12 protein-coding genes are annotated in these 14,325 nt (G+C 42.8%); all 12 read right to left on the reverse strand.

The features are described from left to right. Positions 1-209: 209 nt before the first annotated feature. The 12 genes from CO230_RS09015 to CO230_RS09065 all read right to left on the reverse strand — a co-directional run bounded on the left by CO230_RS09015 (position 210) and on the right by CO230_RS09065 (position 14,167). A complete protein-coding gene (locus CO230_RS09015; protein WP_122028300.1) occupies positions 210-2,720 on the reverse strand; it encodes a M1 family metallopeptidase in 2,511 nt (836 codons plus the stop codon). Between the two features lie 65 nt (positions 2,721-2,785). Further along, positions 2,786-4,105 (reverse strand): serine hydrolase domain-containing protein, encoded by a 1,320-nt coding sequence (locus CO230_RS09020; protein ID WP_122028301.1) that lies wholly within the window; start codon positions 4,103-4,105, stop codon positions 2,786-2,788. Between the two features lie 118 nt (positions 4,106-4,223). Beyond that, complete coding sequence (locus CO230_RS09025) at positions 4,224-4,535, reverse strand: hypothetical protein (protein WP_122028302.1); 312 nt, start codon at positions 4,533-4,535, stop codon at positions 4,224-4,226. Then, a complete protein-coding gene (locus CO230_RS09030; RefSeq protein ID WP_122028303.1) occupies positions 4,532-4,771 on the reverse strand; it encodes a hypothetical protein in 240 nt (79 codons plus the stop codon). The genes CO230_RS09025 and CO230_RS09030 overlap by 4 nt, the downstream gene beginning before the upstream one ends. 87 nt (positions 4,772-4,858) lie before the next feature. Further along, positions 4,859-5,653, reverse strand: coding sequence for a thymidylate synthase (locus tag CO230_RS09035; protein WP_122028304.1), 795 nt, complete (start codon positions 5,651-5,653; stop codon positions 4,859-4,861). Positions 5,654-5,731: 78 nt separating this feature from the next. Further along, complete coding sequence (locus tag CO230_RS09040) at positions 5,732-6,172, reverse strand: hypothetical protein (protein ID WP_122028944.1); 441 nt, start codon at positions 6,170-6,172, stop codon at positions 5,732-5,734. A 144-nt stretch (positions 6,173-6,316) separates the two neighbouring features. After that, positions 6,317-9,133, reverse strand: a complete 2,817-nt coding sequence (locus tag CO230_RS09045) for a response regulator (RefSeq protein ID WP_228438107.1) — start codon at positions 9,131-9,133, stop codon at positions 6,317-6,319. A gap of 45 nt (positions 9,134-9,178) precedes the next feature. Next, entirely contained in the window at positions 9,179-10,210 is a 1,032-nt protein-coding gene (locus tag CO230_RS12460; protein ID WP_228438109.1) for a PAS domain S-box protein, read from the reverse strand. A gap of 49 nt (positions 10,211-10,259) precedes the next feature. Further along, the gene (locus CO230_RS09050) at positions 10,260-11,612 is read right to left on the reverse strand and encodes an alpha-amylase family glycosyl hydrolase (protein WP_122028305.1); all 1,353 of its coding nucleotides are present in this window, start codon (positions 11,610-11,612) and stop codon (positions 10,260-10,262) included. Between the two features lie 118 nt (positions 11,613-11,730). Continuing rightward, complete coding sequence (locus CO230_RS09055) at positions 11,731-12,324, reverse strand: IS1096 element passenger TnpR family protein (protein WP_122028945.1); 594 nt, start codon at positions 12,322-12,324, stop codon at positions 11,731-11,733. A 109-nt stretch (positions 12,325-12,433) separates the two neighbouring features. Continuing rightward, positions 12,434-13,480, reverse strand: coding sequence for a sensor histidine kinase (locus tag CO230_RS09060; RefSeq protein WP_122028306.1), 1,047 nt, complete (start codon positions 13,478-13,480; stop codon positions 12,434-12,436). A 9-nt stretch (positions 13,481-13,489) separates the two neighbouring features. Continuing rightward, a complete protein-coding gene (locus CO230_RS09065; RefSeq protein WP_122028307.1) occupies positions 13,490-14,167 on the reverse strand; it encodes a response regulator transcription factor in 678 nt (225 codons plus the stop codon). Positions 14,168-14,325: the final 158 nt, after the last annotated feature.

Here is a 14,325-nt window from a genome sequence, read left to right on the forward strand (position 1 = left end):
AGTAATTATTAAAACTCAAACGCACAAAGAATCATGCGTGAATTCTAATAGTGAAGACTTTTATATAACTATTTTAGCGGAAAGCAACTCACCTAAGGTATAAAAATCAAAGATTTTTTCGGTGGCTGATAGATATTCTTTGATGAATTTAAAACGAAAAAAGCTGCTCCCGAATTTGGAACAGCTTTAAAAATAAATCAAGACAAAAACTATTGATAAGCCTGAATTGCTTTGTTAATGGCGTCAACCTGCTGATTGATCGTGGTGCTTGATGGATTTGCCTTCAAAACTGCCATCTTTTTAGCCAAACCGTCGCGCAGAATCTGCACAATCATCATTTTAGCCTGCGGGTTATCGTCAATCTGGCTTTTCACCTGGGTCAGGATCTTGGTTACGTTTTCAGTTGCTTTTAGATTGTCCGAACTCATGATCCAGTTATAAGCTTCTTCCGCTGCGGCACCTAGTTCCGAGTTCTGGAATTTCACAAACGGATAAAACGCGGCTGTTGACGCGATGGCCGGCATGTGTTTCTGCATTTTGTTTTTAACGATGATGGGAAGCAATTCGGCAATCAGATCATCGCTGGCGCCCTCCAGATCGATCTTATCGGCGAATGCGCCTACGCGCGCCGGGTCTGCCGCTGCAATGCCCGCAAGCGAGCTTGCCTTCACCGAATTTGAAAGTGCACCGATGCCTTTCTCAAACAGCGGTACATACTTTTTGTCCTTCGTTTTAGCCAAAGCAGTAATTGCTGCAGCCTGAACTAAAGTCTTTGGGTCGTTGGCCGCCATTTTTTCAACTTCTGCAAGTGCTGCTTTCGCCTGATCTGCTTTTGACAGATCGAGTCCGCTCAAAGCTTTCATACGAATTCTGAAATTCGAATCTTTAAGCGCCGCAACCAGCGTTTTCAAAGATGCTGCGCTATTCGATATGTTTTCAGCGGCATTTTCCACAGATCTGTAACGGCTCAGGAAGTCTGTTGAAGTTGAATACTGCGTGAAATACTGCTCCGGTGTTTTATTATCGGTGAATTCTGCCAGCAAAACGCCGTCAGCATTGATGTTGATGAAATCCGGATTCTTTGACACGGGAAAATAGAAGTCGTTTTTATCTTTCGCGCTTACCCAAACATTTTTCCGTGAAGGCTTTCCGTTTTCGTAAACATCCAAAGCCAAAGGAAACTCAAAATTTCCGCCCAACTGTGTCTGGTTCACCGTTACTCTCACCTGCTTTTTCACCGGCTCGAAAGTAGTGGTGTACGAGATTTTCGGATGTCCACTGCCAAAAAACCACTGATTGAAGAACCAGTTCAGATCCTTACCCGAAACTTTTTCGAGCGAAAGCCTGAACTGATGCGCTTCTCCGGTGCCGTATTCATTGGTTTTAAGATAATCGTGCATGCCGGCCCAGAAAGCCTCATCGCCAAGATAGTTTCGCAGCATGTGCAGAATAGAACCTCCTTTGTTGTAGGAAACGCCATCGAACATGTCTTCTTTGTTGTGATAATTGAAGCGCACCAAATCTTTGGTGACGTTCGAAGGATCGCGGAAATAGCCTTCCGCAGCTTTCATTAAAGTATAATCGGCGAAATCTTTTCCGTATTTATGCTCGTTCCAAAGATATTCCGAATAATTGGCGAAAGATTCGTTTACGGTAAGGTTGCTCCAGCTTTCAGTCGTCACCAAATCGCCAAACCAGTGGTGGAAAAGTTCGTGGGAAATCACATCCTCCCAGCGGTTTTCATCGATCAGGTCGCCGGGTTTTTGTTGCGCAGATTCCTGGTGAAGGACGGCTGTCGTGTTCTCCATGGCTCCTGAAACATAGTCGCGGGCGGTGATTTGGGCATATTTAGACCACGGATAATCGTAGTTTAGTTTTTTAGAGAAAAACTCCATCATTTCCGGTGTGTTACCGAAAATCTGTTTTGCATACGGCTCATATTCGCGCTCAACATAGTAATCAACGGGAATGTTCCGCCATTTGTCCTTCACCACCGCGTAATCGCCCACACCCATGAAGAACAGATAAGGTGCGTGTTTCTTGTCCATCACCCAATGGTCGGTGCGCAAACCATTGGCTTCTTTTACCGAAGATTTCATCAGACCATTAGACAAAGTGACGTACTTATCGGGCACGGTCATATAGATTTCCTGTGTGGTTTTCTGATTGGGCTTATCGATGGTCGGGAACCAGGCGGAACTGGCTTCGGTTTCGCCCTGAGTCCAGATCTGAATCGGTTTATCGGGATCTTTGCCCTGCGCATTTACAAAATAAAGTCCCTTTGCATCGGTGATGGCGGCGCTGCCTTTGGTTTTCACCTCGTTTGGCCGTGCGGTATATTTAATGTAAACCGTGTAGTCTTGGTTTCGTGTATAGGTTTTATCGAGGTTTATCTTCAGAAAATCGTCTTTGTACTGATATTTTAAAGGAGATTTCGAGCCGTTTTTGTCCAATGCCACTTCATGGATCAGCATCGCTTTGGCATCAAGCACCAGCGAATCCGACGGATAGAAGTGCGGGCTGGCGGTAAGCCACGCCTCGCCGTTCATCTGCTCTTTTGCATAATCGAAATTCACTTTCAGTTTGGTGTGCTTCAGCTCGGTAGATTTGGTGTGCGTTGCGCGGTAAACTTCGGTTCTTCCGGAAGTTTCGGTCTGTGCGAAGGCGTTTCCGGTAAAGAGGATTCCCAGTAGACTAATGGAAATGATCAGTTTCTTCATGTATTCTGTTTAAGATTGTTCTTTTTTTGATGTTTAAATATATCAAATGTAAAATATTAGTTCTGTTATTGCTTAGTAAAAACGAGTTCCACACCACCCTGTTTGAAATCGAAAGTGTTTTTGCCCGGATTAAATTTAATCTTTATTCCCGCCGCCATGAACTGGAATTCGGTATCCGAAACCACTTCAAGCGGAAAAGAACCCTGACCCGTTGCCTGAGCCATAAGGTTGTTATTCTCTACAAAAATTTTAATATCCAGCGGAAAATTCGGGGCTTTATAAACTCCTTCATAGGCTTGCAAAATGGATAAATCGACGGTTTTTACTTTAAAATCAGGCATTTCAAAATCCATATTCATCGCTGTTTTCAGCATATTGATCGAGTTCTGATTCACATCATAATCAGACTGGTTGGTGATGAAGCTTATGCCGGCTTTGTCTTCAGGAAAATAGAAAAGCACCGACCGAAATTCCTCGATCCGGCCGCTGTGACCATAACCGTATTTGTTGATGAAAGGCACTTTCGCCAAGCCGTAACCGTAGTCATCCTTGAAATTTTTCATCTGGGCGAGGCTCGTTTTTGAAATCAGTTTTCCATCTTCAAGCGCAATGATAAACTGAAGCAGTTCAGTCGGCGTTGAAATCAGATTTCCGGCGCCACCGGGAACACTCATATCCGTTTCCGCGGTTTTTTCAAAACGATTATTATTGAATAAATACGAATTCGCTTGATTTTCCTTTGGAGTTATCTTTCCTCCAACCTTAGTTAAATTTAGCTTCAAAGGCTTTGCAATCTTGGTTTGGATGAGATCTGCGTATGGTTTTTTGTAAATTTTTTCCAGAATGTATCCGAGCAGGATGTAATTGGAGTTGCTGTAAGCATGCTTTTCACCCGGCGCAAAATCGCTTTTGTATTTCGCGATGATGTCAACCATCTGCTTTTCTGTCTGTGGATTTTCGTGATAGCCGAAGTATTCTGCTTCATCCGTGAGATTGTGAATACCTGTGCGGTGCTGCAGCATTTGCTCGACGGTAATTTGAGCGGCATTCGGAACGGACGGAAAATATTCTGAAAGCTTGGTCTGAAGCGACAGTTTTTTCTCTTCAACCGCTTTCATCACGAGAACTGCAGTTAAAATTTTAGATACCGAACCGATGCGGTACTGCGTATTCATGTTGGCTTTCTGCTGGGTTTCCGCATCTGCAAAGCCGGTCACCTTTACAAAATCAGGTTTTCCGTACGTTGCGAGGGCATAGCTTCCGATTGCTTTGTGATGTATTGCAAGCGAATCCAGATAAGCGGAGAGTTTTTCGCGGTTTCCCTGCTGTGCGCAGCATAAACTCACCAATCCGGATAGGGCAAAGGAAAATAATTTTGTTTTCATAACTATCGGTTTTGCTTAATGGGTAGCAAAAAAACCGATTAGTTACGAGGAAAGAAACCGTTTGGGACTGCTGAGATTGGATTTTCGGGAATAGATTGTATTGAATATGCTCGTCGCTTTATAAATTTTCTTTCAGAAAATTCTTTAATCTGTCAGGGTTTTGTTTGCAGTGCCAGAATAATTTCACAACAACCTCATCCTGTTTCATTTCGTAAAAAACTTTAATCTGCCTTTTGGCTATAAGCATATATCTTATGTTGGATGAAAACTCGGAGGAAGGATGTTGAATAACACCGACCAGGATGGACTTTTTGAACTTAGCAATATCCTTACGCAACACGTTGAGTTCTCTTTCCGTCCAGTTGTTTTTCAAAAAAAGAACTATCTCAGCTAAAGAAATTCGCGCCGTATCGGTAATTGTAAAGATCATGATCTGAAAATTTCGTCGAACATCTCGTCGGTCATCTCACGATAGCGGCCGTTCTTATAATCGTCCTCGCTTTGTTCCAAGACTTTTTTGAAAAGTTCGTGACCTTCGATCTCATCCCAGGAGTAAGTTTTATCGCCGTCCGAAAACTCCACGCTTTTTATTCCGCTGAGCTGCGACAAAAGCTGTTTGAGAAAGGGAATATCTGCGGTATGATCTAATTTTACAGTAAGTTCCATGGCAAGAAAATTTTAATAAAAGTACGAAAAAAAACTGACTTTCAGCGATTTACTTAAGCAAAATCTTTACCCCATTAAACTGAATAGCTAAACCGCCACCGGCGCTTTGATTCCCGGATAAGGATCGTAGTTTTCGAGTGTAAAATCTTCATATTTAAAACTGAAAATATCCTTGATGTCAGGATTGAGTTTCATTGTTGGCAAAGTCTTCGGCGTGCGCGAAAGTTGCTTTTCAACCTGTTCGAAATGGTTGTTATAGATATGAACATCACCAAAAGTGTGCACATAATCGCCAACTTCCAGGTCACAAACCTGCGCGACCATCATCAGCAGCAACGCGTAACTTGCAATGTTGAACGGTACGCCCAGGAAAACATCGGCGCTTCTTTGATACAGTTGCAGCGAAAGCTTCCCATCCGCCACATAAAACTGAAACATCGCGTGACACGGCGCCAGCGCCATGTTCGGGATCTCCGCGGTGTTCCAGGCGGAAACAATCAATCGGCGGGAATCCGGATTTTTCTTGATCTGATCGATCACTTCAGAAAGCTGATCGATTACCTTGCCGTCCGCGCCGCGCCAGCTTCGCCATTGTGCGCCATACACCGGACCCAAATCACCATTCTCATCGGCCCACTCATTCCAGATCGACACACCGTGGTCATTAAGATATTTGATGTTGGTATCACCTTTCAGAAACCAGAGTAACTCATAAATTATTGACTTTAAATGAACCTTTTTTGTGGTAACCAGAGGAAAACCTTTACTCAGATCAAAACGCAGTTGGTAACCGAAGACACTGCGCGTTCCGGTGCCGGTACGGTCGGTTTTAATGGTTCCGTTGTCTAGAATATGCTGAAGTAAATCGTGGTAGTTTTGCATTGAAACTGAAATACATTTTGAATTTTAAATGCTGATCCGAGCGAAATCCCGGAGTGATTTTTTTTAAGAGCTACAAATCTAATAAATATTTTTCACCGTCTGGCTAATACCATTCATTGTGAAAATCTGCTCTTTCGATTTCCCATGCATTGCTTTGGCAATAGGACTCGCAGGTGAAATGGTATGTATTTTCACACCTTGAGTTTCAATTACTCCTACGGAACTTACCACATAGAAAAACCCTGAACCGGTTTCGACTAAGGCTCCAAATTTCGCTTCCGTACAAGGTTCGGGACTCAGTTTTGCAGTCGAATTCTGCTGTTCAAGACATTCATTGAGTTGCCGTTGCAAATTATTGATTTCCTGTTGTACCATTTCGCGCGAAGTTTCGTACTTGTCGCCCATCGAACTTTTGGTATCGTTATTAGCTGCACGTGTCTCAGCGATAATTTTTTCGAGGTTTGCAACCTTGTCTGACAAACGCGCTCTTACGGTAGCTACCAGTATCGTTTTATCCATTTGTGTAATATTCACTTTTAATTCAGGCGAAGTTTTTAATTTAATCAAAACATCATAGCTGTTAAAATAAACAACCGCTAAAAAAGGAATTTTTTAACGGTTTGAGATGAAGAGGGGAGTCTTCGTTTATTTTACACCGTATATTTATTTAATTAACTTCTTAATAAATTCTAGGCCGTAGGTAATCCCGCTTGTTATTTCCTTTTCCATCTGGACAAGATCCGGATTTCGGTCTGCTTTATTCTCCCACTTCGCGGCCGTTTCTGCGAGGCTGAAAAGTCCGGCAGTTCCGGCGGTTCCGGTGAGTTTGTGCAGGATTCCCTTAATCCGGACCACGTCTTTTTGCTTGCAGGCTTCTTTAAGCGCAAGGCCCGATGCTTCCGCTTCTTGTATGACTAAATTAAGGAACATCTTCCGGAATTCCTCGTCATCACCAATCTGCTGTTCCAGATATTTCATGTCGAGATAAAGTTCGGAATTCTCAGATTTCTCGGTCTCATCAAGCTTTTCATAGACATGTATTTTAAGCGCATCCAGAAGTTCAGCCTGGCGTAAGGGTTTGGTAATGAAGTCATCCATCCCAGCAGCGAGGCATTTTTCCTTTTCGCCAACTACGTTTCCGGCAGTCACACCGAAGATGATGGGTTGTTTGCCCGGAAGCATCCGAATTTGCTTAGTCGCTTCAATACCATCCATCACAGGCATCTGAACATCCATCAATATCAGATCAAAAAACTTGTTTTTACAGACTTCCAGCGCTTGCTTTCCATCGGTAATTTCTGTAAAAACGGCGTCAGGTACCAGCGACTGCATCATTCGGTTGTTCAGGACCATATTCACGGGATTGTCATCGACCAAAAGGACATTCAGGCCGCTGAGCGGTGTTTCTTTTCCCTCTGATTCCTCAGCGGACGGCTTTTTCTCGGTCTGTTGCACGGCCTGTTTCAGTATATTGTAAAGATCACGTGATTTTATGGGTTTCAGAAGGCAGAAACTATTCTCGCTTTGCCGGAATGAATTGATGACCTCGTGCTCTTCTGAAGACGTGTGCAACACCACCAGCGGCGACACCTCATCTTGCTGGGAATAAAGCTCGCGGATTTTCGTGATGGTTTCGAGGCCGGAGATTACTGGCATATGGTAATCCATCAAAATGATGTCAAAACGTTCACCAGCCATGAGAATCTGCAGGGCTTCCATACCGTTGGCCGCAAGCCTTGACTTGATGTTTTTGTAGGCCAGCATGTGCTGAAGGATGATCCGGTTGTTCTCATTATCATCTACAATAAGCACACTTCTAATTCCGAGGTTAGCGATATCTTCCTCTACATTGTCCTCCACTTCTTCGTACGGAACCTCGATATCGAAATAAAACTCTGAGCCTTCACCAAGCGTACTTTTAAGTGACAGCGAAGTCCCCATATATTTGAGGATATTGTTTGAAATGGTGAGCCCCAAGCCTGTGCCACCATATTTTTTGCTGACAGAACTGTCTTCCTGTGTAAACGCGTCGAAAATCCGCTTTTGCTTGTCTTCAGGAATGCCGATACCGGTATCTCTTACTGCGAACCGAAGCGTGATGCGTGCATCATCCATCTTCAGTTTCTGAACCTTAAGCTCAATTTCGCCTTTAGCAGTGAATTTCACGGCGTTACCAAGAAGGTTTACCAGGATCTGTTTAATCCTGGATTCATCAAGGAAAAGGATTTCTGGAAGTCCCGGTTCAATGTTCAGAAGCAGTTCAAGGTCTTTTTTCTGTGACTGGAAAAGAATGACGTTCATTACCTGGCCTACCATATCATACACGGCACAACGGTCGATCATCAGTTCCATCTTGCCGGATTCAATTTTAGAAAAATCCAGTATGTCGTTGATAATTGAAAGCAAACTCTCGCCCGATTCGTTAATATAATTCAGATACTGGGTCTGCATTTCGTTCAGTGGGGTTTTCAGAAGGAGGTCTGAAAAACCGATCACGCCGTTTAAGGGAGTCCTAATCTCGTGACTCATGTTGGCAAGAAACTCTGATTTTGCCTTACTGGCCAAATCGGCAAGTTGTTTTGCGTTTTCAAGTTCCTGCGTTGTTCTGACGCGCTCTGTAACATTTTGAACAGATACAATTACGCCACCGATTACACCATTCCCAAGAAACCAAGGATTTACTTCCAAATCATAATGTTGCATATCCTCCTTACCGGGAACGGCTACAACAAAATTTTCGTTTTTGTAGGCTTTACCCTCCAGGGCATCCATGTATATTGTGATGCGTTCTTCGGGCACATTGGGCGAAACGTCAAATAGATTTCTGCCGATAATGGTTTCATCCATAGAGAACTCTGCGCTCCACTTACTGCTTACAAAGAGATAGTTAAGATTTTGATCGAACATCGCCACTGCTACAGGTACATCGCGGATGAAAGATTGAAGCATCGCTTCTTTCTTCTCAAGTTCCAGATATGTTGTTTTCGCGGTGTCGATATCCTGTATGATGCCAAAAACTTTGTTGCAAACCCCATCTTTAAACTCAGGAATGCCGATGGCACGAACCCAGATCTGTGTACCGTCTGCCTGTACAAGTTTGAACTCTTCATCGTAAGGAGTGCCGGTTGTCAACGCCCGCTGAAACAAATAATTTATGCGGTCCTGACTTTCTTTTACGTAAAAACTAATCGCGGTCTCGTAATCGGGTTCGAAATCGTCCGACACTTTATGGATTTTTTTGGTAGTTTGGGACCAGAAAGTCCTTTTGTTTTTCAGATTTACTTCCCAACCGCCTACCATTGCGGCAGCGCTGGTCTGCTCTAAGATTTTTTTGGTGTAGATAAGGTCTTTTTCCAAAGACATTTTTTCAGTCACATTCAGAGCCGTACTCAGAACATACGGTTTACCTTCGTCATCAATTTCTACCATATTATGATACATCCACACAAGTTCTTCGTTATCTTTTGAACAAAGGACCATATATCCGGAATCTTCACCGTTTTCAGCAATCCTGTCGTGGTAGTCCTATAACAATGGTAGATTGTTTTTAGGGACTAGATCCCTCAGGTTAAGTTTCTTGGTTTCCTCTAGAGAATATTTAAGGATCTCACGCCCTTTTTCATTAACAGCCAGGATATTGCCCTCCATATCGTGCATACTCATGAGGCCAATGGCGTTTTCAAAAAAGGTTCTGAAACGTTTTTCAGAACGTTCTATTTTCTGTTTATCATTTACAAGTCGTGTAATATTACGGCCAAAACAGAAACTTTTGTTTTGCTTCTTGCTCCGTTTAAAGTTCCATTCAATGTATGCTGATTCGCATGATTTCAGAATAAAATTTGTGGTAACGGCATGTTCGCCACCAGTCCAATCAACTTCTTCTAAATTAATATCAGCGTTCCGCATTTTCAGGACCTCCGAAAAGGATTTGCCGATAACGTCTTCATTCTTCAAACAAAATGCATTTTCGAAAGCAGGATTTATCTTTTTAATTTTAAAATCATAATCCATTACGCCAATCAGGTTGTTGGTAACAGAAAAAAGCTGTTCGAAATATTCAGCGTTTGAATATCTGACTCTATCCATCAGATTACGTGAAACGGCGGCGCCCAGTTTTTCAAGGGCTGAGATCTGTGATGAAGAAAGTGTTTTGGGTTTATAATCAATCACACATAAGGTACCGAGCACCAAACCTTCCTCATCAAGTAACGGAATACCGGCATAAAACCGGATTCCGCTAGCGAGAATCAACGGGTTATCAGATGAGCGCTCATCCTCTAACGTGTCCTTAATTATAAGGGTTTTCCCGCTTTGCACAGCATATTGGCACACGGTATTCTGGCGGTCTATAAAATCCAGCTCTATACCTACGCAACTCTGTACGGTTTGTGTATCCCGTTCCATTATTGAGAGAAAAGAGGCTGGGCTGTCCGCAATAAGGCGGGCAGTTTCTGTAAAGACGTCCAGACTGGGATCTTTCGCCAAACCTATCAGGTCGTGATAAGCCAGTTTTATCAGTCTTTTCTCTTCGTTTTCTGGTAACGGAAATTCATTCATAGGATACACAATATGATGGAAAATTACAGATATTTACCGGAAATAAAATTTATTTTTCAAAGACTGCATAATCACCGGCTTTCAGCACGAAACCTTTGTCTTGAGAAAAGTCGCGCGGTGTATTTTCAAAAACATTTTTATACACGCCACGTACCGCCGCATCATCTAGTCTGAAAGTTACCGCTTCCTGTGACAGGTTCAGTACAGTAAGGACTTCATCTTTACCATTTTTCCTAAGATAAGCCATGATTTTGTCATCAGCGGAGGTCTTCAACAGATAAGTAGAAACCGCAGGATCACCGCCCCGCAATGCAGGATTATTAGATTTTAGATTCAGTAAAGTTTTATAGAAATCATGAAGTTCATAGGTTCCGGTCCATGGGATTGGATCTTTGGTGAAGAACTCCAGTCTTTTTGTTTTCAGAGGAAGTTCCTGGCCGTTGTAGATCAGCGGTACGCCGTTCCAGGTGATAGAAAATACAGCAAGTGGCTTTGCGAGCAAGCCATACTTTTCATATTCTGTTCCGTTCCAGGTATTTTCGTCATGATTTGAGGTAAACCAGGCGCGCATGGAGCCGTTACCTATCGCGTCATATCTTTTCAAAAGTGCCTTCAAGTCGTTAAAACTTGCTTTGCCTTCATTATAATCCTTGGTTTTGTGCATCCAGTTCCAGATATAACTGGCGTCGAAAACCTTCCCATATTCAGGATTGTCGAGTTCATCGAATTCACCGAGCCAAAACAGAGGCTTGATTTTTTCAACTTCCGGTCTTGCCTGTTGCCAGAAATCTACCTCCACCCAGGCTGCCAAATCGCATCGGAAACCATCAATATTGGTTTCGCGCACCCAGAATTTCATTGCCTCGATCATTGCCTCGCGCATTTTCGGGTTGCTGTAATCAAGCTCGATGATGTCATCCATACCTGAAGCGATCTGGAAATCATTGGTTTTAGGGTCTTTCAGGTAAAAATCAGGATTGGTCTTGGTCCATACATGATCCCAGCCGGTATGGTTTGCCACCCAGTCGATGATGACTTTGAAACCCATTTTGTGCGCCTCATTCACCAGTTCTTTAAAATCCTGCATGGTACCGAACTCCGGGTTTATCGCAGTGTAATCTTGGGCGGCGTACTGGCTGCCGAGCGGACCTTTTTTATTCTTCTGCGCGATTGGGGTAACTGGCATGAGCCATAGCGTTTTCACGCCCATATCCTTCAGGCGTGGCAAGTCTTTCTGAAAGGCACGGAAGGTTCCTTCTTGGGTGTACTGGCGAACATTTACTTCATATATATTGGTGGAATGCTTCCATTCGCTGGGCAGTTCATTCATATGGGTATTCTTTTGTGTATTGCAGGACAGCAGTCCTATGCCGATTAGGGATAAAACAATAAGTTTTTTCATTTCTGATGAAGATTTGTAACAAATTTACCATTTTAAATATAAAAAGGTATCATTTGCATAACTAAAATATCGTGTCGGCACAATAAAAAACCCCGATCAATTCGGGGTTATAGGTTTGTTAAACTTCATCGGAGCCATCTTCTTCGTAGAAGTCGTCATTGAAGTCATCTTCTTCTTCCTCATCATCGAAATCTCCGCTGTCTTCACCGGCAAAACTACCGGAGCCGAAGTCTTCATCAAAATTCGTAAAGTCATCATCCATCAAAGGAATAGCAGAGTTTTTAGTGCTCTTTTTAGCACCGGATTTGCTGGGCGCCTTCAAAGGCATCTTACCGAAACGGAATACGGTTATCGGATAGTTTACCGCAGGTTTTTCATCGATAATCTCTACCAGTTCAAGGAAAAACTCCCACAAATCCATAAACCCGTACTGAAAATGCAGCTTATCGCCTACTTTGCTGAAGGCTTCGTTAATGTAGACATCCGACATAATTTCGCCATCGCCATCATCACTCATATCTTCCAGCGGAACGGTTTTTACCACGGTACCATCTTCATCAAGGATGTTGAAGAGTGAAAGGTCATCGCCCATGAGTGTAAATGCACTCTTAATCCCCAGATGCAGGTTCCAGAGATTTTGCTTATCTTTTATTTCGATATCTCTGAAAATATCGTCTTTGGTGTCTAAAATTATGCGGATTTTATATACCATTTTTGCTTTAAAATTTAGGTATCTTTTAACTTGATTTTCGGGTACAAATATAAAACAATAGAACTTTGCCAAAAAAGCTTCGTTTTCCTTTTTATTAAAAAAGTTTTGCTTACATTCCGCGCTTTTCAGGTGCTTTTTCGAGCAGAAAACTGAATTGTGTCCCTTCCAGATAAACGCTTTCCACGGATATATTTTCGCCATGCGCTTCCAGAATGTGTTTTACGATAGCAAGTCCCAGGCCGCTTCCGCCATCGTTCCGGTTACGGCTGGTCTCTACCCGGTAAAACCGCTCGAATATGCGTGGTAAAGCTTCCTGCCGAATGCCCATCCCGTTATCTTCCACTTTTATTAAAATTTTACTTTTCAGCTGATGGGTTTTAATGATGATCTGCGCCTTATCGCGGTTGGCGTAATGTATGGCGTTTGATATTAAATTGATGAGCACTTGCGAAATCTTCTGTTTGTCGGCATTTACAAAGAGTTGCGTTGTGGCGCTCTGTAGCTGAACCAAGGCGTCTTTGCGCTGCGCCTCAAGATCCAACAAGTCGATGATTTCCCGAATCAGGGCATTAATATCAAAACGGCTGATGTTCAGTGTAATCTCGCCCGATTCATACTGGTTGATCATATCCAGGTCCTGTACGATGTTCAACAGGCGCTCTACAGATTTATCAATACGTTCTAAATATTTATCACGGATGGCCAGATTTTCCACCCCGCCATCCATCAGTGTCTCCACATAACCCTGTATGGAAAAGAGCGGTGTTTTCAGTTCATGGGAAACATTGCCGAGGTACTCTTTCCGGTAAGTCTCCATTTCCTTCATCGTATCAATTTCGGTGGCATTTTTCTGTCGGATTTCCGTAAAACGCTGCTCGAGTTCTTTAAGGTCGAGGTTTTGGTCGTTATCGGGCGTAATTTCTGGCAGAATATCTGATATTTTCTTGATCTGTTTCTTACCATATACATTGAAGAGATAATCAAGAATGACATAATTCAGCACGAAAATAACCACAATACAAGCCGCCAGAGCAAGATAGAAACCCTGCAGATCGCGGACCGCCGTACTGTGAGAATAATCGAAAAGCACGGCTACCAGCGACATGGCAACCGTAAGATACAGCGAAGCAAGGAGTGTAAGTCTGTGAAACTTCATCAAAAACTTTTAAACCACTAATTTATAACCAATACCTTTCAGCGTCTGAATGGTGCCAATGCCAAGTTTCTCACGTAGGCGGCGAATATGCACGTCGATGGTGCGTTCGCCCACGATCACATCATTTCCCCACACTTTTTCGAGGATTTCCTCACGTTTAAATACTTTATTGGTGTTCGAGGCCAGAAGATAAAGCAGATCAAACTCTTTCTTCGGTAACAGAAACTGCTGCCCTGCCTTTGAGACGCGGAAGTTGTCTTTATCGATGCTCAGATCACCGGCGGTGACGGTTTGTTTGGCTTCATACACATTTGAGGTAAGTTCAAGCAGTGCATTTACTTTTGAAATAAGAATTTTTGGTTTAATGATTTTCACAATGTAATCATTCGCTCCAGCCTGAAAACCTGCGAGCTGAGAAAACTCCTCGCTTCGCGCGGAAAGAAATACAATAAGCGTCTTCTGTAGTTCAGGGATTCTCCGCAAATCCTGGCAGGTTTCTATTCCGTCTTTTTCCGGCATCATCACATCAAGCAGGATCATATCGGGGACGATTTCTTTGGCTTTTTCGATGCCTTCATTGCCGTTTTGGGCTGTGTAGACATCATATCCCGCTTTTTCGAGATTGTAAGACAGGATTTCGAGAATATCCTGCTCATCATCTATTAACAGTATTTTTTTCTGATTCATCTTAAGACTTTAACCTTTCAAAGTTAGTCAATTTTAGAGACGATAAAACGCCTTGAAAAATCTTCACAATAAATTAATATGACGCTGATTTTTTTAATAAATATTTAAAAGTTATTTAAAATGAGCGCAACGCGTTTCGCCACCAGACAACAGACCTT

Origin of the sequence: Chryseobacterium sp. 6424 (assembly GCF_003692615.1) — a bacterium.
Classification (GTDB): Bacteria; Bacteroidota; Bacteroidia; order Flavobacteriales; family Weeksellaceae; genus Kaistella.